Here is a 25,513-nt window from a genome sequence, read left to right on the forward strand (position 1 = left end):
TTGGGGTGAGAGTGTGAAAATTAGACGGAGTACAAGACTAGTTGATATGACTTATTATTTATTGCAGAATCCTCGTCAGTTAGTTTCTCTCACTTTTTTTGCTGAACGGTATCAATCAGCTAAATCTTCCATTAGTGAAGATTTAGTTATTATTAAGCAAACGTTTGAGCAACAAGGAGTCGGCACATTGCAAACGATACCAGGGGCAGCAGGAGGAGTGAAATATATTCCATATATAAGTGAGGAAGAAGCAAGTCTGATTATTAATGAGCTTTGTAGCTTGTTTGAGAATCCAGATCGTATCCTTCCAGGTGGATACTTATATATGACAGATCTTTTAAGTAATCCACGTTATATTAATGGGGCAGGTCGCCTATTTGCTTCTGTATTTGCGAGACAACCGATTGATGCTGTTATGACGGTAGCAACAAAAGGAATTCCACTTGCATATGCGGTAGCAAATTATTTAGATGTACCTGTGGTAATTGCAAGAAAAGATAATAAGGTAACAGAAGGACCAACAGTTAGTATTAACTATGTATCAGGTTCATCTAAGCGCATTCAAACAATGACTTTAGCAAAACGTAGTCTTCCAGAAGGTGCTAATGTTTTAATTGTCGATGACTTTATGAAGGCTGGAGGAACAATTCAAGGCATGATTAGCATGCTAGAGGAGTTTAATGCTAATGTTGTTGGGATTGGCGTGTTAGTAGAATCAACAGATATTGAAGAAAGACTTATTAATAACTTTGTTTCTTTAATTCGTTTATCCGAAGTAGATGTTAAAGAAAAAACAATTCAGGTGGAAAAAGGAAATTATTCACTTGTACCATTTAACGAAGGGCTTGTAGAAGCTGAATAAAAAGGTAAAGCATAGGCTTTATCTTTTTTCATAAATGAAAGTGCTAGTGGACGTTAAGTCTTTTTAGGATTATGAAAGTCTTAACGCCCATTAGCACAGGTCATCCTAACTATATTTAGATGGGATGAATTGAGTTTGTGTGGGAAGAAAATTTCCGATGCGTTTTTATTCAAAGAAAATAAAATAGTAAAAGGATGAGAAAATATGAAAGTAGTTCAAACAAATCAGGCACCACAAGCAATCGGCCCATATTCACAAGGAATTATCGTGAATAATATGTTTTATAGCTCAGGACAAATTCCATTAACTGCAGGTGGAGAACTTGTAACAGGTGATGTAAAGGTACAAACAGAGCAAGTATTTCAAAATTTACAGGCTGTATTAGAAGAAGCCGGTGCATCATTTGATACAGTTGTAAAAACAACTGTATTTTTAAAAGATATGAATGATTTTAATGATGTAAATGAAGTATATGGAACGTATTTTTCTGCACATAAACCAGCTCGTTCTTGTGTGCAGGTTGCAAAATTACCGAAAGATGTTTCTGTCGAAATTGAAGTAATTGCCCTTGTAAAATAAAGCTTTGTAAGCGATAACGTCTGTTAATTCTTATATTCCACTAAATTAAAAATTTTTATCTTAAAAATTTTTAAAAAATTAAAGGGAAAATAGAAAATTTGTGGAATTTATACAAACATATCGCTTATTTAGAAAAGGGTGGTGAACACAAGATGGAAGTGACTGACGTAAGATTACGCCGCGTAAACACAGAAGGCCGTATGAGAGCGATTGCCTCTATTACCCTAGACCATGAATTTGTTGTTCATGATATTCGTGTAATTGATGGCAATAATGGATTATTTGTAGCAATGCCAAGTAAACGTACTCCAGATGGAGAGTTCCGTGATATTGCGCATCCAATTAATTCTAACACACGCTCAAAAATTCAAGATGCGGTTTTAACGGAGTATCACCGTTTAGGCGAGTTAGAAGAAGTTGAGTTTGAAGAAGCTGGAGCTTCGTAAAATTCGAATAAAAAGGGCTCTAATAAAAAGAGCTCTATAATTTTGTAACAAACTCCTGTAAACACTTACAGGAGTTTGTTTTTTATTATTTAGTTTGACATTAAAGCTTCACTATTGCCGCGTTATATGTAACCCCCTACTTTCTTTAAAGTCATTCGAAATAGTATAGCTTATTTCCTAAAAAAGATACTAAAGAGTAAAACATCTTCCAAGAAGTATGGTAAAATTTAATAGTTATGCTGTGTTTCTTGAAATATATAGTGATTTAGGATAATATCTTTAATGGATAAATAGGTTGCGATGGAGGGTCTATATGTCAAACAGATTTGCAGTGATTCTAGCTGCAGGTAAAGGCACACGTATGAAGTCCAAGCTATACAAAGTGCTTCATCCTGTATGCGGAAAACCAATGGTACAGCATGTAGTGGATCAAGTATCTCAATTAGGATTGCAGAAACTTGTAACAGTAGTTGGACATGGTGCTGAAAAAGTACAAGAACAACTAGGGAACGTAAGTGAATTTGCATTACAAGCAGAACAACTTGGTACAGCACATGCTGTTGATCAAGCTGCTGATGTACTTGCAAATGAAGAAGGAACAACTTTAGTTATTTGTGGCGATACACCGCTTATAACGGCGGAAACAATGGAAGCATTGTTAAAGCATCATGAAGAAGCAGGGGCGAAAGCAACGGTGTTAACAGCATACATAGAAGAGCCTGCTGGATATGGCCGTATTGTTCGTAATGAAAATGGCCATGTTGAAAAAATCGTTGAGCATAAAGATGCAAATGAAGTAGAGCTATCTATTAAAGAAATTAATACAGGTACGTATTGTTTTGATAATAAAGCACTATTTGCTTCACTTTCTAAAGTTTCAAATGATAACGTACAAGGTGAATACTACCTTCCGGATGTTATTGAAATTTTGAAAAATGAAGGTCATATTGTATCAGCTTATCAAACAGAGCATTTCGATGAAACATTAGGTGTTAATGACAGAGTCGCTCTATCGCAAGCGGAAATGATTATGAAAAAACGTATCAACCAAAAAAATATGGTAAATGGTGTTACAATTATCGACCCAAGTAACACATATATTTCTGCGGATGCAATAATTGGCAGTGATACAGTTCTTCATCCAGGAACGATTATTGAGGGCAAAACTGTAATTGGTTCTGATTGTGAAATTGGTCCACATACAGTAATACGCGATAGTGAAATTGGAAACCAAACAACAATTCGTCAATCTACTGTACATGATAGTAAGATTGGTACGGAAGTTTCAGTTGGCCCATTTGCACATATTCGCCCAGATTCAGTTATTGGGGACGAAGTTCGCGTTGGAAACTTCGTGGAAATTAAAAAGACTGTTTTTGGTAATAGAAGTAAGGCTTCACACTTAAGCTATATTGGGGATGCACAAGTTGGAGAAGACGTGAATCTTGGGTGTGGTTCAATTACGGTGAACTACGATGGTAAGAATAAATTTAAAACGGTTATTGGAGACGGCGTATTTATTGGTTGTAATTCAAACCTTGTTGCTCCTGTAACAGTTGAAGATGGTGCTTATGTTGCGGCAGGATCTACAATTACTGAGACTGTTCCATCAAAAGCATTATCGATTGCACGTGCACGTCAAGTTAACAAAGAAGACTATGTTGATCAATTGCTGAATAAGAAAAAATCATAATGTGGAGGGTTAATCTAGATGTCGACTCAATATCTAAATTCTAATTTGAAAGTATTCTCTTTAAACTCTAATAAGGAACTTGCTGAGCAAATTGCAAAGCATATTGGAGTAGGGCTAGGAAAGTGTTCTGTTGACCGTTTTAGTGATGGAGAAGTTCAAATTAACATTGAAGAAAGTATTCGTGGTTGCGATGTATTCATTATTCAATCTACAAGCTTCCCAGTAAACGAACATATCATGGAATTACTTATTATGATTGATGCATTAAAACGTGCATCTGCAAAAACAATTAATATCGTTATTCCTTACTATGGTTATGCGCGTCAAGACCGTAAAGCGCGTTCTCGTGAACCAATTACGTCAAAACTTGTAGCAAACTTGCTTGAAACAGCAGGTGCAACTCGTGTAATCACTCTAGATTTACATGCTCCACAAATTCAAGGTTTCTTTGATATTCCAATCGACCACTTAATGGGTGTACCGATTCTTTCTGATTACTTTGAGACAAAAGGTCTTAAAGATATCGTAATCGTATCTCCTGACCACGGTGGTGTAACACGTGCAAGAAAAATGGCGGACCGCCTAAAAGCGCCAATCGCTATTATTGATAAACGCCGCCCACGTCCGAATGTATCGGAAGTTATGAATATCATTGGTAACATTGAAGGTAAGACAGCAATTTTAATTGATGACATCATTGATACAGCTGGTACAATTACATTAGCAGCAAACGCTCTTGTTGAGAACGGTGCTTCTGAAGTATATGCTTGCTGTACACACCCAGTTTTATCTGGTCCAGCAATTGAGCGTATTCAAAATTCAAATATTAAAGAGTTAGTTGTTACAAACTCTATCGTATTACCAGAAGAGAAGAAAATTGACAAAGTACACGAGCTTTCTGTTGCTCCATTAATCGGAGAAGCAATCATTCGCGTTTATGAAGAAGAATCTGTGAGTGTATTATTCAATTAATTGGATAGAATGAGACGTAACCAAATTTGGTTACGTCTTTTCGTATCGTAAAAAGAAAGTAGTGGTACAAGAATGAAATTAATAGTAGGACTTGGGAACCCAGGTAGAGAATATGAATTAACAAGGCATAATATCGGATTTATGGGAATTGATGAACTTGCGAAGCGCTGGGGTATTTCTTTAAATGAACAAAAGTTTAAAGGTATGTATGGTTCAGGGTTTGTTAATGGTGAAAAAGTAATTTTATTAAAGCCGTTGACGTATATGAATTTATCTGGAGAAAGTATCCGTCCGCTTATGGATTACTATAAAATTGATGTGGAAGATTTTGTTGTCATGTACGATGATTTGGATATTCCAGTAGGTAAATTGCGTCTTCGTATGAAAGGTAGTGCAGGCGGTCATAATGGTGTGAAATCGACAATTTCTCATTTAGGAACACAAGAGTTTCAACGTATTCGTATGGGGGTTGATCGTCCGAAAAATGGCATGAAAGTAGTGGACTATGTATTAGGACGTTTTACAGCAGAAGAGCTGCCAGAGGTAAATCATTCTATTGAAAAAGCTGCGGATGCATGTGAAGAGTGGTTAAAGAAACCATTTCTTCAAATTATGAATACTTTTAACGGTTAATGTTCTAATTTGGAATATTTTGCGATGTTTTTATCCATACTAGTAGTAATTGTACACTTAGGAGGATAGTATGGAAGGACATTATTACTGTAGACATTGTGGGGGTAAAGTGGGTTCCATTACGGCAGAAAAGGTATACAGCAAAGTTTTATTTCAACTAACAGAGCAAGAACGATTGGATATGATTCATTTTCATGAAAATGGAAATATACATATAAAAACAATCTGTGAGTCGTGCCAAGAAACGCTCTCATCTTATCCGGAATATTATGAGTATGAAAAATTTTTGCAATAAAATGTTGTCGCTTTGGCATGCCCAAAGCATTTTTCTGTTTTCTTTTTCCAAAATATTTGCATAAAAATATATTAACTTGCTCTTTTATGTTGAGAGGAGTTTTGAAAATGATAGGGTTATTAGAGCAATTTTATAAAAATAAAGAAATACAATCCATTATTAATGGACTAGAAGAGGGATTGAAAGAACAGCTTGTATCAGGTATGGCAACTTCTTCTCGTTCTCTATTAATGGCTGCTTTATATAAGAAAACAAAGCAGTCACAGCTTGTTGTGACACATAATCTGTATCAAGCACAAAAAGTATATGAGGATTTAGTATCACTGCTTGGTGAAAAAGATGTTTGGCTATATCCAGTTAATGAATTAATTGCGTCAGAAATTGGGGTTGCAAGCCCTGAGCTTAAGGCGCAGCGCATTGAAGTGTTAAACCGTTTAGCTATGGGAGAGAACGGTATTATCGTCGCTCCTGTTGCCGGATTACGTAGATTTTTACCAATAAAAGAATTATGGAAGCAAAAACAAATCGAGATTAGTCTAGGGCAAGAGATTGATTTAGATGAATTGCTTCATATGTTGCATGATATAGGATATGAACGTAAGTCAATGGTAGAAGCTCCTGGAGAATTTAGTTTGCGCGGGGGAATATTGGATATTTATCCGTTAACTGAAGAATTACCGTTTCGTATAGAATTCTTTGATACGGAAGTAGATTCTATTCGCTTATTCGATGTAGAAGAACAACGCTCTCAAGATAAAAAAGAAAGCGTAAGATTCGGTCCTGCGACGGAATTTTTATTTTCAAAAGATGAATTGAAATTAGGGGTAGAGCGTCTTGAAGAAGGTTTAATGAAGACGATGCAGAGGCTCTGTGATGATAAAATTAAGACAGCGGTACTGGAAACTGTTAGTCATGAGATAGAAATATTAAAAAACGGACAGACAATAGAGCAAATGTTTAAATATTTATCTATCTTTTATAAAGAACATGCTAGTCTAATAGACTATTTACCGGAGAATGGTGTTGTTATTTTAGATGAAATTTCGCGCATTCAAGAAACGGCATCACACCTTGAGGCAGAAGAAGCAGAATGGTATACATCGCTTCTGAGTGAAGGGACAATTATTCAGGATTTGGAGTTCTCTCATCAATTTGAAGAGTTTTTACATCATAAAAAAAGAAGCTTTGTATATTTAACATTATTTTTGCGCCACATTGCGCATACGCACCCGCAAAATATTGTTAATGTAACTTGTAAAACAATGCAGGACTTTCATGGGCAAATGCAGCTGTTAAAAACAGAAATTGATCGATGGACTGAAGGAAATTTCACGACAGTTGTATTAGGAACAGATGAAGAACGCGCAAAAAAATTACAATATATTTTAAGTGATTATGATATTGAAGCAGATATTATAGAATCTACAGATATATTGCTTCCTGGTCGTCTTCAAATCGCTGTAGGTGATTTGCATGCAGGTTTTGAAATGCCGATGCAGAAGTTTGTTGTTATTACAGAAAAAGAGCTTTTCCATAAAAAAGTAAAAAAATCACAACGTAAGCAAAAACTATCCAATGCAGAGCGTATTAAAAGTTATTCTGAGTTAAAAGTTGGCGACTACGTTGTTCACGTGAATCATGGTATTGGTAAATTTTTAGGAATTGAGACCCTAGAAATTAATGGTGTTCATAAGGATTATTTGAATATTAAATATCAAGGTAATGATAAGTTATATGTGCCAATTGAACAAATTGATCAAGTACAAAAATATGTAGGGTCAGAAGGTAAGGATCCGAAAGTTTATAAACTAGGCGGAAATGATTGGAAGAAGGTCAAAACGAAGGTAGAAAAATCGGTTCAGGATATTGCGGATGACTTAATTAAGTTGTATGCAGAGCGTGAAGCTTCAAAAGGATATGCATATACGCCAGACACTGCCGAACAGCAGGAGTTCGAATCATCTTTCCCATACCAGGAGACCGAAGATCAGTTGCGTTCTATTGAAGAAATTAAGAAAGATATGGAACGTGGGCGTCCGATGGATCGACTTCTATGTGGTGATGTTGGATATGGTAAAACAGAAGTTGCGATTCGTGCGGCATTTAAAGCAATTATGGATGAAAAGCAAGTTGCGATTTTAGTACCGACAACGATTCTTGCGCAACAACACTATGAAACGATTCGAGAGCGTTTTCAAGATTACCCAATTAATATTGGATTGCTAAGCAGGTTCCGTACTAGAAAACAACAAAATGAAACGATTAAAGGTTTAAAAGATGGAACGGTTGATATTGTTATTGGAACACATCGCATTTTATCTAAAGATGTAACCTATAAAGATTTAGGTTTACTCATTATCGATGAAGAGCAGCGATTTGGTGTTACACATAAAGAAAAGATTAAACAATTGAAAGCAAATGTTGACGTATTAACATTAACAGCAACGCCAATTCCACGTACGCTCCATATGTCTATGCTAGGTGTACGAGATTTATCTGTTATTGAGACGCCACCAGAAAACCGTTTCCCGGTACAAACATATGTGGTGGAGTATAATCCAGGATTAATTCGAGAAGCGATAGAACGGGAACTTGCAAGGGGTGGCCAAATTTATTTCTTATATAATCGTGTTGAAGATATTGAAAGAAAAGCAGATGAAATCTCTATGTTAGTTCCAGAAGCACGTGTGACGTATGCACATGGGAAAATGAATGAGGGTGAATTAGAATCTGTCATGTTATCATTTTTAGATGGACAGCATGATGTTCTTGTAAGTACCACAATTATTGAAACAGGCGTTGATATTCCTAATGTAAATACATTAATTGTATTTGATGCCGATCGCATGGGATTATCACAGCTTTATCAGCTTCGTGGACGCGTTGGTCGTTCAAACCGCGTTGCTTATGCATACTTTGCTTATAAGCGTGATAAAGTGTTATCAGAGGTCGCTGAGAAGCGTTTGCAGGCAATAAAAGAATTTACAGAGCTTGGATCTGGATTTAAAATCGCAATGCGAGATTTATCTATTCGTGGTGCTGGAAACTTGTTAGGTGCTGAGCAACATGGATTCATCGATTCCGTCGGATTTGATTTATATTCCCAAATGTTAAAGGATGCAATCGAGCAGCGTAAAGGAACGCAAGGGGTTGAAAATGTAATTGATGTTGAAATTGATTTAGAAGTGGATGCATATTTACCAGATGCTTATATTTCTGATAGTAAGCAAAAAATTATGATGTACAAACAATTTAGAGGTGTCTCTACAATTGAAGATATTGAGGAATTGCAAGAAGAAATGATTGATCGTTTTGGAGATTATCCGCAAGAAGTTGGATATCTATTGCAAATTGCAAATATTAAAGTATTGGCAACGAAAGAACAGATTGAGCTAATTAAACAAACAAAATTTGAAGTGACATTTTTATTCTCAGAGCAAGCAAGTCAAAATATTGATGGTGGAAAATTATTCATGCTCGGTAATAGCTTTGGGCGCATGATTGGCCTTGGTATGGAAGGTTCTCGTTTGAAAATTGTTATGAAAACGAATGGATTAGATACATCAAAATGGTTAACAATTGCCGAAAATTTATTAAAAGGCTTGCCTGATGTGAAAAAAGAAGTAATAAATGCCTAAAACAAAATAAAAAATGTAATTCGACGTGCATAGAAGAACTAATGTGTAAAATACTATGTTTAACAGTTGGTGATTTTTACATGAACAGGTAAATTCACCACTTTCATCATCAGTAGAAAGTGAGGCAGCATTAGAATGAAAGCAACTGGAATCGTACGTCGAATTGATGATTTAGGTAGGGTGGTAATTCCGAAAGAAATTCGTAGGACTCTTCGTATCCGAGAAGGGGACCCGTTAGAAATTTTTGTTGATCGCGATGGAGAAGTAATTTTGAAAAAATATTCTCCGATTAGTGAATTAGGTGATTTTGCAAAAGAATATGCTGATGCTTTATACGATAGCTTAGGACATAACGTACTCGTATGTGATCGCGATTCCATTATCGCTGTAGCTGGGGTATCAAAAAAAGAATACTTAAATAAAAGTGTCGGTGATTTAATCGAAAAAACGATGGAAGATCGAAAGTCTGTTGTTATGACAGATGAAAGTGAAATTTCGATTATTGATGGGGTAACTGAAAAGGTTAGCTCTTATACAGTTGGCCCAATTGTCGCAAATGGGGATCCAATTGGAGCTGTTATCATTTTTTCAAAAGAAGCGATTATAAGTGAAGTAGAGCATAAGGCGGTAAATACCGCTGCAAGCTTTTTAGCAAAACAAATGGAACAGTAATTTTTCTTAATTATAATGTTTGTTATAAAAAGGAATTTTTTTCGGAAAATAGGATTGTATTTCATTAAAAGGTAGCGTCTTGCTACCTTTTTTATTGTATAAATCTAAAAAGAAGCCTGTTTTTTTCTTTGTGATATAATACGAGGGATGAGAATAGGAAAAGGAGTTTTCTCGTATGGAAGCGAAGAAGTATCAAGCTTTTTGGCGCGGGGCTATTATATTAACGATTGCAAGTTTTATTACGAAAGTATTAAGCGCTTTTTACCGTATTCCATATCAAAATATAGCGGGTGATGTGGGTTTTTATATTTATCAACAAATTTACCCGTTTTATGGATTTTGTTTAATTTTAGCTACTTATGGTTTTCCCATCATCATTTCTAAGATGGTAGCAGGGCGTTTGGAACAAGGGAAGCAAGAAGAGGCAGAGGAGATTATTTGTGTTTCTTTTTGGTTTTTATTGGGAATTGGCTGTATAGGTTTCTTTACAGTGTTTTTTGGTGCTCACACAATTGCTTCAGTTATGGGTGATGTAAATTTAGATAAACTGCTAAGAGTTATTTCGTTTTCATTCTTGTTAATGCCTTTTTTATCTGTTGCAAAAGGATACTTTCAAGGATTTAACAATATGATGCCGACAGCTATATCACAAGTGATGGAGCAAACGATTCGTGTTTCAATTATTGTGTTTTTATCGCTGTTTCTCATGGCACATCAATTTGATTTATATACAGTTGGAGCAGGGGCGATGTTTGGATCGATTGCAGGTGGATGTATCGGTATAATCGTGCTTTTATTTTATATGCGACATAATTTCCGTTCAATTTTTTTGCGAGGATGGAAAAGGATACGAAATAAGAAAGAGATAATTCGAATCCTTTTTTGGCAAGGAATAGCTATTTGTGTTAGTAATTTAGTGTTAATTTTTATCCAAATGGCAGATTCAGTTTCATTTTATACTTTGCTTATTCAGGCAGGAGAACCAGGAGAAATTGCAAAAGTATTAAAGGGTGTTTACGACAGAAGTATTCCTCTTATGCAGCTTGGTACAGTTGTGACAACTTCGTTTTCACTTTCGCTTATTCCGATTATTACAGCGGCGAAAGAGCGAGGGGATAGACTGTTTATTCAACAAAAGGTGCAGTTAGCACTGAAGATAACTTTTGTAATTGGCGTTGCAGCTTCATTAGGGCTAGCGTGTATTATTAAACCGACAAATATTATGTTGTTTGAAAATAGTGAGGGATCAAGTGTATTAGCTATTTTAGCTGTTACTATTTTATTTAGTTCCTTATCCATTACAACAGCTTCTATCCTGCAAGGGCTTGGTCAAACTGTAAAGCCAGCGTTGTTTGTTGTATTTGGTGGGTGTCTAAAATTATTGTTCAATTATATATTAATGCCACAATTGGGTGTAACTGGAGCGGCTGTAGCAACGGTAATTTCACTTATGGTTATTGCCTTATTAAATAGTACTTTGCTTATTCGAGTTATAGAAGAGCCGCTCATTCAGAAACAAAGCATATTGGGTATAACGGTCAGTGGATTAGGAATGGCTATTATATTAATGCTATTTATGTTTATTTATGAAGGATTTGGACTAGCAAGTGATGAAGGACATAGAGGCTTGGCTGTAGTAGAAGCATTACTAGGCGTAGTGATTGGCGGCTTGGTATATCTATTTTTAATTATGAAATTTAATGTTTTTACAAAAAAAGAATTAGGAACTGTTATGAAGCAAGAAAAGGTACAAGCTTCATTGAAGAAGAGTGGATAGAGGTGAATGGTTGTGAGTAGAGTAATCACGATTTTAGGATTAGGTGCTGGTGAGTTAGACCAGCTGACAATGGGTGTGTACAGAAAGATAAAAGAAGCAGATCATATGTATATTCGTACGAAGGAACACCCAGTTATTGAAGAATTAGAAAAAGAAGGTGTAAAATATACAGCTTTTGATGATGTATATGAGGCGCATGATACATTTGAGATTGTGTACGAAACAATTGCAGATACGTTAATAGAACAAGCGCAAAGTACGGATATTGTATATGCTGTACCAGGTCATCCACTTGTTGCGGAGCGAACTGTTCAATTGCTTTTACAAAAAGGGAAAGAAAAGCAGATTAAGGTGCAAATTGAAGGTGGACAAAGCTTTTTGGATCCGATGTTTGCTAGTTTGAAGATAGACCCAATTGAAGGGTTTCAGTTGATTGATGCAACTTCATTTGAACGAGGTCAATTAGAATTACGCCAACATTTAATTTTTTGCCAAGTATATGATGCGTTTGTTGCATCTGAGGTGAAATTAACACTAATGGAGATGTTGCCAGATGAGTATGACGTGTACATTGTAACAGCTGCAGGGACGTCGTTTGAGCAAGTGAAAAAAGTTCCGCTCTATATGTTAGATCATGAAGCAGAATTGAACAATTTAACAAGCGTATATGTGCCGCCTGTTAATGAGAGAGCTTCTTTATATCAACAATTTGATGTGCTCCGAGAAATCATTGCTGAGCTTCGTGGACCAAATGGTTGTCCATGGGATAAAAAACAAACGCATCAGTCTTTAAAGAAATATTTAATTGAAGAAGCATATGAAGTGCTAGAAGCAATTGATGAGGAAGATGATGATCACTTGGTTGAAGAGCTTGGTGATGTGTTATTACAAGTTATGCTTCATGCTCAAATTGGAGAAGATGAGGGTTGGTTCTCCGTTGATGATATTATCCGAACGCTATCTGAGAAAATGGTACGTCGTCACCCGCATGTATTTGGAGATATGGATGTGGAGAATGCGGAAGAAGTTGTTTCAAATTGGGAAGAAATTAAAAAACAAGAAAAGGGACATGTAAGGGAATCTATTTTAACAGGAATTCCTAAAAGTTTGCCACAATTAATGCGTGCGTATGAAATTCAGAAAAAAGCAGGAACAGTTGGTTTTGATTGGGATGATGTACAGCCAATGATGGAGAAAGTTTTTGAAGAATTGAAAGAGTTCGAGCAAGAAGTTGCAAAGATGGATAAGGAAAAAATGTTAAGTGAATTTGGAGATTTATTATTTGCTTTTGTTAATATTGCTCGTTACTATAAACTGAATCCAGAAGAAGCATTGCATACAACAAATGAAAAATTTATAAGCCGATTTATATACATGGAAGCGAAAGTAGCTGAAATGAATAAGGAAATGCAGGAATTAACTTTAGAGCAAATGGACGCTTTATGGGAAGAAGCAAAACAGATAGAGAATCAATAAGGGGGGGAAATGAGATGCGTTTAGATAAATTTTTGAAAGTGTCACGTTTAATTAAAAGAAGAACATTGGCAAAAGAAGTAGCCGACCAGGGAAGAATTATGATTAATGGGCAAGCTGCAAAGGCAAGTTCTGATGTAAAAGTAGATGACGAGCTAACAATTCGTTTTGGGCAAAAGGTAGTAACTGTAAAGGTAAATGAGTTAAAAGAAACAACGAAAAAAGAAGATGCAGCTAACATGTATACAGTAGTTCGTGAAGAGAAAGTGAAAGCAGAAGAAGGCTTGTTCTAAATTATTTCATCTCCTCATACATTATTTACTAGATAGTATAAAGCTATGGGGGGATTGACGTGAATAAGGGCTACTCAGCTTTGTCTTCTAATCAACAGAATGTTTCTGTAGAGCATGATATTATTATGCGTGGTAGACGTGTAATAGATATTACAGGCGTAAAACAAGTAGAGAGTTTTGATAGTGAAGAGTTTTTATTAGAAACTGTAATGGGGTTTTTAACAATTCGTGGTCAAAACTTACAAATGAAAAATTTAGATGTAGAAAAAGGCATTGTATCCATTAAAGGGAAAATTCATGAGATATTGTACATTGATGAAAATCAAGGGGAGAAAGCTAAAGGATTCTTTAGTAAGTTGTTTAAATGAGTTTAACGATTCAACTGTATACAATGCTTTCTATGATTGGAATGGGTGCTTGGATTGGGGCGGCGTTAGATACATACCAACGTTTTTTAAAGCGACCACAGCGTAAGCGTTGGCTTGTATTTATATATGATATACTGTTTTGGATTGTCCAAGCACTGTTTGCCTTTTACGTATTGCTCATTGTAAATGAAGCTGAATTACGTATATATGTTTTTGTAGCTTTGCTTTGTGGCTTTGCTGCATATCAAAGCTTATTGAAAGCAGTGTACATGCGAGTATTGAATTTTCTCATTTATGTTTTTGTGCAAACGATACAATTTTTTATTCAAATTGTACAGCTACTTATGATAAAACCTGTTATTATTATAGCGCAGCTTATTATTGCTTTTATATTATTCTTATTTCGTATACTATTTTCAATCGGGCGTGTGTTGTGGAAATGTTCTGCATGGATATTACTTTTGGTATGGAAAGTTTTTTTCTGGCCTGTTCGATTTCTTACTTTGCTTATATGGAAACATCTCCCTAATCGTGTTAAACTTTTTATAAAGAGATATGTGGGAATACTGGAACATACAAAGAAATTGAAGAAGTATATCTGTCAAATCTGGGAGCGTATAAAAAAGAAGTTAGGGGGACCTCGGAAATGAGGGAACTGAAGCAAAGAATGATCGTAGAACAGAATCCAAATTCTGTAAAAGAACATATAATACAAACGAACGAAAACAGAAAGCGATTATATCGCCGATTAGCAGTTTTTTTTGTGTTTGCTTTTACAACTATTGCGAGTATTAGCGTAACGTTTTATCAACAAAATAGTTCCATTAAAGCAAAAGAAGTAAAGATTGAAGAGATGAAAAAAGAATTGGGTTCATTAACAAAGAAAGAAAAAAAATTACAAGATGATGTTCAAAAGTTGAATGACGAAGAGTATGTTTTAAAGATTGCTAGGAGAGATTATTTCTTCTCTGGAAAAGGAGAGATAATTTTTCCTGTTTCTAAGTAGAGTGTGTCTTATTGACACTATATTTTAGGATTATATATAATAAAGTAAAATTTGACTTTTTAATCACTAAGGAGGAGCATTTTTTTTATGTCAATCGAGGTAGGCAGCAAGTTACAAGGTAAAGTAACAGGTATTACAAATTTTGGGGCTTTTGTGGAGCTGCCAGAAGGCTTAACGGGTCTTGTTCATATTAGTGAAGTTGCTGATAATTATGTGAAGGATATTAATGATCACTTAAAAGTAGGCGATGAAGTAGAAGTAAAAGTTATTAATGTTGAAAAAGATGGGAAAATCGGTCTATCTATCAAAAAAGCGAAAGAACGTGTAAGACCAGAAGGAGATCGTCCACGCGGTGAATATCAACGTGGTGGTGATCAACAACGTTCTGGACGTCCGCAACGCAATCGTTCTTTTAACAGAGATAACCGTGGTGGCCGTGATAACGGTGGGAATCAAAAAGAAACATTCGAGCAAAAGATGGCACGCTTTTTAAAAGACAGTGAAGATCGTTTGACTTCTTTAAAGCGTAATACAGAATCTAAACGTGGTGGCCGTGGCGCTCGTCGCGGATAAAACGAACGTTTTATTTTTCACATATAGAGAGGTGCCCAGGGTAATTTACTCGGGGTGCTTTTTTATGTAAATGAGTATATTAAAAAAAGAATAAAAAACTTTTTGAAACATGTTGACTTTAAAACGTATTTGATATAAGATACTAATTGTCCGTTAAATAAGACGACATGGCGGTGTAGCTCAGCTGGCTAGAGCGTACGGTTCATACCCGTGAGGTCGGGGGTTCGATCCCCTCCGCCGCTATATTTATTTTAACGGCCCGTTGGTCAAGTGGTTAAGACACCGCCCTTTCACGGCGGTAACACGGGTTCGAATCCCGTACGGGTCATCTAAAAAAGATCATGCATATACGCATGATCTTTTTTTGTTAAAAAATTGTAAAAGAAGTACAAAGCTTCTACAAAAACACCTTTTATTTTTTGAATTTTCACTCCTTTATAAGTGTTTGGCCTTAACAACTTGTATATATATAGGTTTATTTTGAATAAAAAGTCGAACGATTATGTAGGTGAGAACTGTTGTTTTGACAAAAATCCCAATAATTATCTTTTATAATGACAGTAATTAAACTATGCAGGTGGTGTTAAAAATATGCCAAAAGCAGGAAGGAACACTGTAAACACAAGTACACTGGCTATGAATGATGGGCAACTCAGATCAATCACATGGACAAGCAAGTTGAAAGTGAAATTAGAGCAAGTTTTCTTTAGATGGGGATTTGTTATTGCTGTAATCGGTTTTCTTTTAGGACGAGCATATATATTAACGAACATTTTGCCGTTTGCACTACCATTTTTTGCTGCTGTTTATGTAATGAAACGTGATAAGATGCCGCTCGCATTTCTTGCCCTTATGGGTGGTGCGCTTTCCGTTTCAATAGATAATTTGTTTTTTGCCTTTGCATCTATTTTTACTTTCTTCATTTATAATATCTTCTTTAGTCGGTTTACACGTAAAATTGTTGGACTTGTACCATTTCAAGTATTTATCTCCGCATTAACCGCACATCTCGCTGTTGTTTACTTCGCGCAGCAAACTGTCACGACATATGATTTACTCGTAAGTACCATTGAAGCAGGACTTAGTTTTGTTTTAACAATGATTTTTTTACAAAGTGTGCCATTGCTAACAGAAAGAAAAGGGAAACAGCAAGCATTGGAAACAGAAGAAATTGTTTGTTTAATTATATTACTTGCATCTGTATTAACAGGTACAACAGATTGGTTTATTTACGACGCCTCAGTTCAACATATTTTTACTAGATATTTAGTACTATTATTTGCTTTTGTTGCAGGTGCAGCTACTGGTTCAACAGTAGGGGTTGTTACGGGATTGATATTGAGTTTAGCAAATGTAGCTAGTTTGTCTCAACTTAGCTTATTAGCCTTTTCGGGGTTACTTGGTGGATTATTAAAAGAAGGAAAGCGTCTTGGAGTTAGCTTAGGGTTGTTAATTGGTACAAGTTTAATTACATTATACGTCGATAAACAAACGAATATTATAACAACTTTAATAGAATCTGGAGTAGCGATAGGGTTCTTTCTATTAACGCCAAAGGTAATTATTGATCGGTTTGCTAAATTTATGCCAGGAACACAAGAGCATTCTCATGATCAACAACAATATTTAAGAAGAATGCGTGATGTTACGGCGAATAAAATTAATCAGTTTGCAAATGTATTCTCTGCATTATCTAATAGTTTTTCAATATATGGATATGTGGAAGAAGAGGACAAGGAGACGGAGGCTGATTTATTTTTAAGTACAATTACAGCAAAGACATGCCAATCGTGTTTTAAAAAGGATCAATGCTGGGTAGTGAATTTCGATAAGACATATGATTATATGAAACAAATTATGGATGAAACAGAAGAAGGAACGCTTCAACATAACCGTAAGTTGGTTCGTGAGTGGGAAAAACACTGTGTAAGAGGAAAAAAAGTAACAGATTTAATGGCAGGGGAATTAGGTCATTTCTATGAGGGTCAAAAGTTACGAAAACAAATGAAAGAGAATCGTAGAATTGTGGCAGAACAATTATTAGGTGTCTCGAAAGTAATGGAAGATTTTGCGAAAGAAATTCAGCGTGAACGGGAAAATCATCAAGTGCAGGAAGAACGGATTTTACAAGCATTTCGTGACTTTGGTGTTGAGGTGGAACATGTTGATATTTATTGTTTAGATAGAGGAAATATTGATATTGAAATGATGATTCCTGCGGCATCTAATCAACATGGTGAATGTGAAAAATTAGTTGCTCCGATGCTTTCGGATATTTTAAAAGAAAATATTGTGGTTAAACATGAGGAGCCTTCTGCTTATCCAAATGGTCATAGTATGATATCTTTTGGGTCAGCAAAAACATTTTCTCTTGATACAGGGCTTGCTACAGCAGCAAAAGGAGGAGGATTTGTATCAGGGGATTCGTATGCGATGATGGATTTAAGTGTTGGAAAGTATGCTCTTGCTATTAGTGACGGAATGGGAAATGGACAAAGGGCACATATGGAAAGTAAAGAAACGGTCAAATTGTTACAAAAAATACTACAATCCGGTATTGATGAAGAAATTGCCATTAAGTCTATTAATTCAATTCTTTCATTGAGAACGACAGAGGAAATGTTTACGACGCTCGATTTAGCTATGGTAGATTTACGTGACGCGAGCGCTAAGTTCTTAAAAATTGGTTCAACACCAAGCTTTGTAAAACGTGGAAATACCGTTTTTAAAATAGAAGCAAGCAATTTGCCAATGGGAATTATTGAGGATGTTGAGGTAGATGTTGTTGGTGAACAATTAAAAACAGAAGATATTCTAGTTATGATGAGCGATGGGATTTTTGAAGGAGCACAGCATGTGGAAAACCATGAATTGTGGATGAAACGTAAAATTAAAGAACTGCAAACAGATGATCCGCAAGAAATTGCTGATATTATTATGGAAGAGGTTATTCGTTCTGGTGATGGTTATATTAATGACGATATGACAATTGTCGTTGCGAAGGTAAAGAAGAATATGCCAAAGTGGGCTACGATTCCACTTGTGGGTAAACAAGCGCAATAGGGGAGTGTAAGTTTTCAAAATTTGGTTCTGAGGTCTAGGGTAATACCTAGGCCTTTTTTTATAGGAGGAATTAGTTTCATTTGTCCTGTGAAGATAGGAGATGGATGTAAGATAAAAATGTGAATTTTGTACATCTTTTTTTTGCACAAAGTTTGTAAAAGTTGTACCATTATAAGCAAGGCAAGATATTGTTTTTTTGTTTAATGAAAGGTGATTGCAAAGTTGAAAGATACATTTGTTGAAAAGGTAGATGAGTTTGCAAAACGGCATGATGTATTAAAAGAACATTCGACAATTGTTGTAGGAGTTTCTGGAGGCCCTGATTCTTTAGCTCTTTTATATTATCTATTAGAGAAACGGGAAGAGAAAGAATTGAAAATTGTAGTTGCGCATGTAGATCATATGTTTAGAGGAGATGAATCCTACAAAGACTTACAATTTGTGGAGAAACTTTGTCAGAAGGTCGGGGTTATTTGCGAAACGATAAGAATTAATGTGTCGCAATATCAACAGCAATATGGAATGAATGCACAGGTGGCTGCTAGAGAATGCCGATATGCATTTTTGGAAAGAATAATGAGGAAATATGGTGCATTGTATGTAGCCCTTGGACATCATGGAGATGACCAAGTGGAGACGATTTTAATGCGCCTCGTCCGAGGGAGTACTCCGAAGGGATATGCGGGAATTGCTGTGAAACGCCCTTTCCATAATGGGTATTTAATTAGACCATTATTAGCGGTAACAAAGGAAGAAATCAATGCTTATTGTAATAGGCTAGGGATTACACCTCGCATGGATCCGAGTAACGAAAAGGAAGTATATACAAGGAATCGATTACGTAAGCATGTTCTACCTTATTTAAAAGAGGAAAATCCGCATGTGCATGAGAAATTTCAAAATTTTAGTATGCTTATGCAAGAGGATGAGGCGTATTTGCAGGAATTAGCTTTTGAAAAGATGAATAAAGTAATTACAAAAAAAAGTAATAAACACATCGTCTTATCAATTCCTGCCTTTGAATCCATGCCTATGCCTTTACAAAGAAGAGGGATTCAACTAATATTAAACTATCTTTATGAATACAAGATTCCGTCTTCGCTTTCTTCTATACATATTGACAAAGTTATTGCATTTTTTAAGCGAACGCATCCTTCAGGCTCACTTGACTTTCCTAGTGACCTAAAAATTGTTCGTACATATGAAGAATGTAGTTTCCGGTTTAAACAAGAAATTGTTTTTCCTTTTTCACAAGTTTTATCAGTACCTGGTGCCATTACATTAGCAAACGGGGATGAGCTTGTAGCAGAAGTAAATGAGGAACTACCAAGCAACATGAATGAAACGGTATTTGTTGCTAAGTATAATGATATATCATATCCTCTTCATATCCGCTCTAGAGAAAATGGAGATCGCATGTCAATACAAGGTATGAGTGGTACAAAAAAGATAAAAGCTATTTTTATCGAGGCAAAAGTACCAAAAGAAAAAAGAGAAGAGTGGCCGATTGTTTGTGATGCAAGAGGGAATATTATTTGGGTTCCATTGTTAAAACGATCTGCATTTGCCATTTCACATGGAACAACAGATAAGGATAAATATATGATTATTCACTACAAAAGCAAGGAGTCTTCCAGGAGGATAATGAAATGATGAATCAAGATATCGAAAAAGTATTAATTTCCGAAGAACAAATACAAGAAAAGGTGCACGAGCTAGGTGCAATTATTGCAGAGGATTATAAACATACAGTACCTCTTGCAATTGGTGTATTAAAGGGTGCAATGCCATTTATGGCAGACTTATTAAAAAGAACAGATACATATCTTGAAATGGATTTTATGGCTGTTTCTAGCTACGGTCATTCTACAGTTTCAACAGGTGAAGTGAAAATTTTAAAGGACCTTGATACTTCTGTAGAAGGTCGCGATATTTTAATCGTTGAAGATATTATTGATAGCGGTCTTACATTAAGCTACTTAGTGGACCTATTCAAATATCGTAAGGCGAAATCTGTAAAGATTGTTACGCTATTAGATAAGCCAACAGGTCGCAAAGTAGACCTAAAAGCAGATTACGTTGGATTTACTGTTCCTCATGAATTTGTAGTAGGATATGGCTTAGATTATAAGGAGCAATATCGTAATCTTCCTTATGTTGGAGTATTAAAACCAAGCGTTTACTCAAATTAATTAACTACAGGCGTTATCATTGGATAGGAAAGTTTTTCTATGTTACGATTTACTATAGTGTTTATGCCGTGAGAGGAGGTTAGGAATGAATCGTATCTTCCGTAATACCATCTTTTATTTACTGATATTTTTAGTAGTAATTGGAATCGTGAGCTATTTTAATGGTTCAACACAAAAAACGACATCAGTTAGCTACGATAAATTCATTACTAAACTTGAAAAGGGTGAAGTGCGTAATGTGCAACTTCAACCAAAGAATGGTGTATTTGAGGTAAAAGGACAATTTAGCAATGCTAGTAAGGAAGAGCAATTTGTTACTTATGCGCCAAATACTGAAGAATTACAAAAGAAAATTAATGACAAAGCACAAGGTGCTGAAGTAAAGTATCAACCAGCTGAAGAAACAAGTGCTTGGGTGACATTCTTTACTTCTATTATCCCGTTTGTAATTATCTTCATTTTATTCTTCTTCTTACTAAACCAAGCTCAGGGCGGTGGTAGCCGTGTTATGAACTTCGGAAAGAGCAAGGCGAAGTTATACAATGATGAAAAGAAAAAAGTACGCTTCAGAGATGTAGCTGGAGCAGACGAAGAGAAACAGGAGCTTGTTGAGGTAGTAGAATTCTTAAAAGATCCTCGTAAGTTTGCTGAGGTTGGTGCCCGTATTCCTAAGGGTGTTCTATTAGTTGGACCTCCAGGGACAGGTAAAACATTACTTGCGCGTGCTGTTGCAGGTGAGGCTGGCGTTCCTTTCTTCTCTATCAGTGGTTCTGATTTCGTAGAGATGTTCGTCGGTGTCGGTGCTTCCCGTGTACGTGATTTATTTGAAAATGCGAAGAAAAATGCTCCTTGTATCATTTTTATCGATGAAATTGATGCGGTAGGTCGTCAACGTGGAGCGGGTCTTGGCGGTGGTCACGATGAGCGTGAACAAACGTTAAACCAACTTCTTGTTGAAATGGATGGATTCGGTGCAAACGAAGGTATTATTATCATCGCTGCAACAAACCGTCCTGATATTCTTGATCCAGCATTATTACGTCCAGGACGTTTTGATCGTCAAATTACAGTTGATCGTCCAGATGTAAATGGACGTGAAGCAGTACTGAAGGTACATGCTCGTAATAAGCCGCTTGATGAGGATATTAACCTAAGAGCGATTGCAACTCGTACACCAGGATTCTCTGGTGCAGATCTTGAAAACTTATTAAATGAAGCTGCGTTAGTAGCTGCACGTCAAGATAAAAAGAAAATTGACATGTCTGATATCGATGAGGCGACGGATCGCGTGATTGCAGGTCCTGCTAAGAAAAGTCGTGTTATTTCTGAAAAAGAACGCAACATTGTCGCATTCCATGAAGCAGGTCACACTGTAATTGGTGTTGTACTTGATGAAGCGGATATCGTTCATAAAGTAACAATTGTCCCTCGTGGTCAAGCTGGTGGATATGCAGTAATGCTTCCGAAAGAAGATCGTTACTTCATGACAAAGCCAGAATTACTTGATAAAATCACTGGTTTACTCGGTGGCCGAGTGGCTGAGGAGATTGTATTTGGTGAAGTAAGTACAGGAGCTCACAACGACTTCCAACGTGCGACTGGCATTGCGAGACGTATGGTAACGGAATTTGGTATGAGTGATAAGCTTGGACCGATGCAGTTTGGTAGCTCACAAGGTGGTCAAGTGTTCTTAGGAAGAGATTTCCATTCAGAACAAAACTACAGTGATGCAATTGCACATGAAATTGACATGGAAATGCAAAGTATTATGAAAGAATGTTACGCTCGTGCAAAACAAATTCTTACTGAAAAACGTGATAAGCTAGATATTATTGCAAAAACACTACTTGAAGTGGAAACGTTAGATGCAGAGCAAATTAATCATTTATATGATTATGGAGTTTTACCTGAGCGTAAGAAGTCATCTGAAGATGTGAAAGTAAATATCACAATGAAAAAAGATGATGAGAACGTAGAAGATAAATAAAAAATGAAGGAGTGACAATAGTCACTCCTTTTTTCTATGCTGAGGAATTTATGTAATGGTATATAAATTTGAAGCTTCTTTGCATTAAAAATTGAAATGATGAACGATCTTTTTGTAAAATGATGAAGATGGAAAAACTGATTATATGGGTATGTATGATATGATAGCATTATAAGTTTTGTACATACTGCACAAATATAGATTAAATAAGATAAGTGGTGAGAATATGATTTTTGTATTGGATGTAGGGAATACAAATGCGGTACTTGGTGTATTTGAAGATGGGGAACTTCGCCAACATTGGCGTATGGAGACGGACCGTCATAAAACGGAAGATGAATATGGTATGTTAGTGAAACAGTTACTTGAACATGAGGGCCTTTCTTTCCAAGATGTGAAAGGAATTATTGTATCTTCGGTTGTACCACCAATTATGTTCGCCTTAGAGCGTATGTGTGAGAAGTATTTCAAAATTAAACCGCTTGTAGTGGGGCCAGGAATAAAAACAGGTTTAAATATTAAATATGAAAATCCACGTGAAGTTGGAGCGGATCGTATTGTAAATGCTGTAGCTGGCATCCAGTTATATGGAAGTCCTCTGATTATTGTCGATTTTGGAACGGCTACTACATATTGTTATATTAACGAGAATAAGCATTATATGGGTGGTGTAATTACACCGGGCATTATGATTTCGGCAGAGGCTTTATACAGTCGGGCAGCAAAACTTCCTCGTATTGAAATTACAAAACCAAGTAGTGTTGTTGGGAAAAATACGATAAGTGCAATGCAATCAGGGATTCTTTATGGATATGTTGGACAAGTGGAAGGTATTGTGAAGCGTATGAAAGAAGAAGCTAAACAAGAACCGAAAGTTATTGCAACTGGTGGATTAGCAAAATTAATTGCGGAAGAATCTAATGTAATTGATATTGTAGATCCGTTTTTAACATTGAAGGGCTTGTATATGTTATATGAACGTAATGCAAATTTACAACATGAGAAGGGTGAATAAATAAGGATGAAAGATTATTTAGTAAAAGCGTTAGCGTTTGATGGAGAGGTTCGTGCATACGGTGTACGTACAACAAATACAGTAAGTGAGGCACAAAGACGTCATGATACATGGCGGACTGCTTCTGCTGCGCTTGGGCGTTCGTTAACAGCTGGTACAATGATGGGAGCTATGTTAAAAGGTGACCAGAAGCTGACGATTAAAGTAGAAGGGAATGGTCCGCTTGGTCCGATTTTAGTGGATGCTCATGCAAATGGAGATGTACGTGGGTATGTAACGAATCCACATGTTGATTTCGAATCGACGGAGCAAGGTAAGTTACGTGTATATCAAGCTGTGGGTACAGAGGGTTCTTTAACGGTTATTAAAGATATCGGTATGCGTGAACCATTTATCGGACAATCTCCAATTGTTTCAGGTGAATTAGGAGAAGACTTCACATATTATTTCGCTGTTTCTGAGCAAACGCCTTCTTCTGTTGGTGTTGGAGTTCTTGTAAATGGGGATGATAGCATCTTAGCGGCTGGCGGATTTATTTTGCAGATTATGCCAGGTGCGCAAGAGGAGACAATTTCATTTATTGAGGAACGCCTACAAAAAATTCCGCCTGTGTCAAAGTTAATTGAACAAGGTCTTTCACCAGAAGAATTATTATATGAAGTATTAGGGAAAGACAAAGTGAAAGTATTAGAAACAATGGATGTTCAATTTAATTGTACATGTTCTCGTGAGCGTATTGAGAGTGTATTGATTAGTCTGGGTAAGAAAGAATTAGAACAAGTTCGTGAAGAAGAGGATGAGACAGAGGTGCATTGTCATTTCTGTAATGAACGATATAAATTTTCTAAAGAAGATATTACAAACTTAATTGAAAGCTTGTAATAAAATTGTTCATGGGGAATCAATCCTTCGAATGGATTGACAAATAGGGAATTTTCTGACAAAATTAAAAAATAGACAAAACCAATAAAAATACTCGGTGTTAGGAGTGACAGGAATGCGAGTGGCACAATCAGTTTCAGAATTAATCGGGAAAACGCCGATCGTTAAGTTGAACCGCATCGTAGAACAAGACAGTGCAGACATTTACTTAAAATTAGAATTTATGAATCCTGGAAGTAGCGTAAAAGATCGTATTGCACTATCCATGATCGAAGTTGCTGAGAAAAAAGGTTTATTAAAAGAAGGCGATACAATCATTGAGCCGACTAGCGGTAACACAGGAATTGGTTTAGCGATGGTGGCAGCTGCAAAAGGTTATAAGGCGATTTTAGTAATGCCAGAAACAATGAGTATCGAACGTCGTAACTTATTACGCGCTTATGGAGCAGAATTAGTATTAACTCCAGGTCCAGAAGGAATGGGTGGTGCAATTCGTAAGGCGACTGAATTGGCAAAAGATCATGGTTACTTTATACCACAACAATTCCAAAACCAGGCGAATCCAGAAATTCATCGTTTGACGACAGGTCCAGAAATTGTTGAGCAGATGGGCAATCAATTAGATGCATTTATTGCTGGTATCGGTACTGGTGGGACAATTACAGGTGCTGGTGAAGTGTTAAAGGAAACATATAAAGACATTAAAATTTATGCAGTAGAACCTGCAGATTCTCCAGTGTTATCTGGCGGAAAACCAGGTCCACATAAAATTCAAGGTATTGGGGCTGGATTTGTTCCTGAAACATTGGATGTAGAAGTATATGATGAAATTATTCAAGTGAAGACAGAACAGGCATTTGAATATGCAAGAAGGGTAGCTCGTGAAGAAGGTATTTTAGTTGGTATTTCTTCAGGTGCTGTCATTTATGCTGCGACAGAAGTTGCGAAAAAACTTGGTAAAGGGAAAAAGGTTCTTGTAATTATTCCAAGTAATGGTGAGCGTTATTTAAGCACTCCACTTTATCAATTTGAATCATAATCAGTGCGGTCAGAAGAAAGCATTCCTTAACAGGGATGCTTTTTCTTTTTTCGTT

Annotated in this window: 23 protein-coding genes and 2 tRNA genes; all 25 read left to right on the forward strand. The window is 36.2% G+C overall.

The genetic code is table 11. From position 1 onward, the window contains the following. The first annotated feature begins 13 nt into the window (after positions 1 to 13). The 25 genes from purR (at position 14) to cysK (ending at position 25,458) form a co-directional block, all read left to right on the forward strand. A complete protein-coding gene (purR, locus tag CN288_RS18690; RefSeq protein WP_026593111.1) occupies positions 14 to 862 on the forward strand; it encodes a pur operon repressor in 849 nt (282 codons plus the stop codon). Positions 863 to 1,066: 204 nt separating this feature from the next. Continuing rightward, a complete protein-coding gene (locus tag CN288_RS18695) occupies positions 1,067 to 1,441 on the forward strand; it encodes a RidA family protein (RefSeq protein WP_026593112.1) in 375 nt (124 codons plus the stop codon). A gap of 152 nt (positions 1,442 to 1,593) precedes the next feature. Beyond that, positions 1,594 to 1,887 (forward strand): septation regulator SpoVG, encoded by a 294-nt coding sequence (gene spoVG / locus CN288_RS18700; RefSeq protein ID WP_000454042.1) that lies wholly within the window; start codon positions 1,594 to 1,596, stop codon positions 1,885 to 1,887. A 313-nt stretch (positions 1,888 to 2,200) separates the two neighbouring features. Continuing rightward, positions 2,201 to 3,580, forward strand: coding sequence for a bifunctional UDP-N-acetylglucosamine diphosphorylase/glucosamine-1-phosphate N-acetyltransferase GlmU (gene glmU / locus CN288_RS18705; protein ID WP_026593113.1), 1,380 nt, complete (start codon positions 2,201 to 2,203; stop codon positions 3,578 to 3,580). A gap of 18 nt (positions 3,581 to 3,598) precedes the next feature. Next, the gene (locus tag CN288_RS18710; protein ID WP_000107420.1) at positions 3,599 to 4,552 is read left to right on the forward strand and encodes a ribose-phosphate diphosphokinase; all 954 of its coding nucleotides are present in this window, start codon (positions 3,599 to 3,601) and stop codon (positions 4,550 to 4,552) included. A gap of 72 nt (positions 4,553 to 4,624) precedes the next feature. Beyond that, a complete protein-coding gene (pth, locus tag CN288_RS18715; protein ID WP_090694635.1) occupies positions 4,625 to 5,185 on the forward strand; it encodes an aminoacyl-tRNA hydrolase in 561 nt (186 codons plus the stop codon). A gap of 70 nt (positions 5,186 to 5,255) precedes the next feature. Next, positions 5,256 to 5,480 (forward strand): anti-sigma-F factor Fin family protein, encoded by a 225-nt coding sequence (locus tag CN288_RS18720; RefSeq protein WP_026593115.1) that lies wholly within the window; start codon positions 5,256 to 5,258, stop codon positions 5,478 to 5,480. Between the two features lie 107 nt (positions 5,481 to 5,587). Beyond that, positions 5,588 to 9,118 carry a transcription-repair coupling factor gene (mfd, locus tag CN288_RS18725; RefSeq protein ID WP_098302829.1) on the forward strand — a complete coding sequence of 1,177 codons (3,531 nt, stop codon included), beginning with the start codon at positions 5,588 to 5,590 and terminating at the stop codon, positions 9,116 to 9,118. Between the two features lie 135 nt (positions 9,119 to 9,253). Further along, entirely contained in the window at positions 9,254 to 9,790 is a 537-nt protein-coding gene (spoVT, locus tag CN288_RS18730) for a stage V sporulation protein T (RefSeq protein ID WP_026593117.1), read from the forward strand. Positions 9,791 to 9,965: 175 nt separating this feature from the next. Next, positions 9,966 to 11,567, forward strand: a complete 1,602-nt coding sequence (locus CN288_RS18735; protein WP_090694628.1) for a putative polysaccharide biosynthesis protein — start codon at positions 9,966 to 9,968, stop codon at positions 11,565 to 11,567. Positions 11,568 to 11,579: 12 nt separating this feature from the next. Then, positions 11,580 to 13,043, forward strand: coding sequence for a nucleoside triphosphate pyrophosphohydrolase (gene mazG, locus CN288_RS18740; RefSeq protein ID WP_090694669.1), 1,464 nt, complete (start codon positions 11,580 to 11,582; stop codon positions 13,041 to 13,043). A 14-nt stretch (positions 13,044 to 13,057) separates the two neighbouring features. Beyond that, entirely contained in the window at positions 13,058 to 13,333 is a 276-nt protein-coding gene (locus tag CN288_RS18745; protein WP_026593120.1) for an RNA-binding S4 domain-containing protein, read from the forward strand. A gap of 59 nt (positions 13,334 to 13,392) precedes the next feature. Beyond that, complete coding sequence (yabP, locus tag CN288_RS18750) at positions 13,393 to 13,701, forward strand: sporulation protein YabP (RefSeq protein WP_090694624.1); 309 nt, start codon at positions 13,393 to 13,395, stop codon at positions 13,699 to 13,701. Then, positions 13,698 to 14,351, forward strand: a complete 654-nt coding sequence (gene yabQ, locus CN288_RS18755) for a spore cortex biosynthesis protein YabQ (protein ID WP_026593122.1) — start codon at positions 13,698 to 13,700, stop codon at positions 14,349 to 14,351. Before yabP ends, yabQ begins: the two co-directional genes overlap by 4 nt. Further along, positions 14,348 to 14,707: a cell division protein DivIC gene (gene divIC, locus CN288_RS18760; protein WP_026593123.1), complete on the forward strand. Its 360-nt coding sequence runs from the start codon at positions 14,348 to 14,350 to the stop codon at positions 14,705 to 14,707. The genes yabQ and divIC overlap by 4 nt, the downstream gene beginning before the upstream one ends. Positions 14,708 to 14,794: 87 nt before the next feature. Then, the gene (locus CN288_RS18765; protein ID WP_026593124.1) at positions 14,795 to 15,280 is read left to right on the forward strand and encodes a S1 domain-containing RNA-binding protein; all 486 of its coding nucleotides are present in this window, start codon (positions 14,795 to 14,797) and stop codon (positions 15,278 to 15,280) included. 169 nt (positions 15,281 to 15,449) lie between these two features. Beyond that, positions 15,450 to 15,523, forward strand: a tRNA-Met gene (locus tag CN288_RS18770). Positions 15,524 to 15,536: 13 nt separating this feature from the next. Further along, positions 15,537 to 15,608, forward strand: a tRNA-Glu gene (locus CN288_RS18775). 263 nt (positions 15,609 to 15,871) lie between these two features. Further along, entirely contained in the window at positions 15,872 to 18,343 is a 2,472-nt protein-coding gene (spoIIE, locus tag CN288_RS18780; RefSeq protein WP_139265609.1) for a stage II sporulation protein E, read from the forward strand. 222 nt (positions 18,344 to 18,565) lie between these two features. Continuing rightward, positions 18,566 to 19,996, forward strand: coding sequence for a tRNA lysidine(34) synthetase TilS (gene tilS / locus CN288_RS18785; RefSeq protein WP_098302830.1), 1,431 nt, complete (start codon positions 18,566 to 18,568; stop codon positions 19,994 to 19,996). Next, positions 19,993 to 20,535: a hypoxanthine phosphoribosyltransferase gene (gene hpt, locus CN288_RS18790; protein ID WP_026593127.1), complete on the forward strand. Its 543-nt coding sequence runs from the start codon at positions 19,993 to 19,995 to the stop codon at positions 20,533 to 20,535. Before tilS ends, hpt begins: the two co-directional genes overlap by 4 nt. 85 nt (positions 20,536 to 20,620) lie before the next feature. Beyond that, a complete protein-coding gene (gene ftsH / locus CN288_RS18795) occupies positions 20,621 to 22,522 on the forward strand; it encodes an ATP-dependent zinc metalloprotease FtsH (RefSeq protein WP_026593128.1) in 1,902 nt (633 codons plus the stop codon). Positions 22,523 to 22,748: 226 nt separating this feature from the next. Next, positions 22,749 to 23,537: a type III pantothenate kinase gene (locus CN288_RS18800; RefSeq protein WP_026593129.1), complete on the forward strand. Its 789-nt coding sequence runs from the start codon at positions 22,749 to 22,751 to the stop codon at positions 23,535 to 23,537. Positions 23,538 to 23,543: 6 nt separating this feature from the next. After that, positions 23,544 to 24,419 carry a redox-regulated molecular chaperone HslO gene (hslO, locus tag CN288_RS18805; protein ID WP_026593130.1) on the forward strand — a complete coding sequence of 292 codons (876 nt, stop codon included), beginning with the start codon at positions 23,544 to 23,546 and terminating at the stop codon, positions 24,417 to 24,419. Between the two features lie 115 nt (positions 24,420 to 24,534). Beyond that, positions 24,535 to 25,458 (forward strand): cysteine synthase A, encoded by a 924-nt coding sequence (cysK, locus tag CN288_RS18810; protein WP_026593131.1) that lies wholly within the window; start codon positions 24,535 to 24,537, stop codon positions 25,456 to 25,458. The last annotated feature ends 55 nt before the right edge of the window (positions 25,459 to 25,513 follow it).

It is taken from the genome of Bacillus sp. AFS023182, assembly GCF_002560575.1.
GTDB classification, from domain to species: Bacteria; Bacillota; Bacilli; order Bacillales; family Bacillaceae_G; genus Bacillus_A; species Bacillus_A arachidis.

Excerpts from the sequence above, each read along its gene's own strand:
- CN288_RS18695 (WP_026593112.1), top strand. The coding sequence starts at position 1,067 with ATGAAAGTAGTTCAAACAAATCAGGCACCACAAGCAATCGGCCCATAT.
- spoVG (WP_000454042.1), top strand. The coding sequence starts at position 1,594 with ATGGAAGTGACTGACGTAAGATTACGCCGCGTAAACACAGAAGGCCGT.
- glmU (WP_026593113.1), top strand. The coding sequence starts at position 2,201 with ATGTCAAACAGATTTGCAGTGATTCTAGCTGCAGGTAAAGGCACACGT.
- CN288_RS18710 (WP_000107420.1), top strand. The coding sequence starts at position 3,599 with ATGTCGACTCAATATCTAAATTCTAATTTGAAAGTATTCTCTTTAAAC.
- pth (WP_090694635.1), top strand. The coding sequence starts at position 4,625 with ATGAAATTAATAGTAGGACTTGGGAACCCAGGTAGAGAATATGAATTA.
- CN288_RS18720 (WP_026593115.1), top strand. The coding sequence starts at position 5,256 with ATGGAAGGACATTATTACTGTAGACATTGTGGGGGTAAAGTGGGTTCC.
- mfd (WP_098302829.1), top strand. The coding sequence starts at position 5,588 with ATGATAGGGTTATTAGAGCAATTTTATAAAAATAAAGAAATACAATCC.
- spoVT (WP_026593117.1), top strand. The coding sequence starts at position 9,254 with ATGAAAGCAACTGGAATCGTACGTCGAATTGATGATTTAGGTAGGGTG.
- CN288_RS18735 (WP_090694628.1), top strand. The coding sequence starts at position 9,966 with ATGGAAGCGAAGAAGTATCAAGCTTTTTGGCGCGGGGCTATTATATTA.
- CN288_RS18745 (WP_026593120.1), top strand. The coding sequence starts at position 13,058 with ATGCGTTTAGATAAATTTTTGAAAGTGTCACGTTTAATTAAAAGAAGA.
- yabQ (WP_026593122.1), top strand. The coding sequence starts at position 13,698 with ATGAGTTTAACGATTCAACTGTATACAATGCTTTCTATGATTGGAATG.
- divIC (WP_026593123.1), top strand. The coding sequence starts at position 14,348 with ATGAGGGAACTGAAGCAAAGAATGATCGTAGAACAGAATCCAAATTCT.
- CN288_RS18765 (WP_026593124.1), top strand. The coding sequence starts at position 14,795 with ATGTCAATCGAGGTAGGCAGCAAGTTACAAGGTAAAGTAACAGGTATT.
- spoIIE (WP_139265609.1), top strand. The coding sequence starts at position 15,872 with ATGCCAAAAGCAGGAAGGAACACTGTAAACACAAGTACACTGGCTATG.
- hpt (WP_026593127.1), top strand. The coding sequence starts at position 19,993 with ATGATGAATCAAGATATCGAAAAAGTATTAATTTCCGAAGAACAAATA.
- ftsH (WP_026593128.1), top strand. The coding sequence starts at position 20,621 with ATGAATCGTATCTTCCGTAATACCATCTTTTATTTACTGATATTTTTA.
- CN288_RS18800 (WP_026593129.1), top strand. The coding sequence starts at position 22,749 with ATGATTTTTGTATTGGATGTAGGGAATACAAATGCGGTACTTGGTGTA.
- hslO (WP_026593130.1), top strand. The coding sequence starts at position 23,544 with ATGAAAGATTATTTAGTAAAAGCGTTAGCGTTTGATGGAGAGGTTCGT.
- cysK (WP_026593131.1), top strand. The coding sequence starts at position 24,535 with ATGCGAGTGGCACAATCAGTTTCAGAATTAATCGGGAAAACGCCGATC.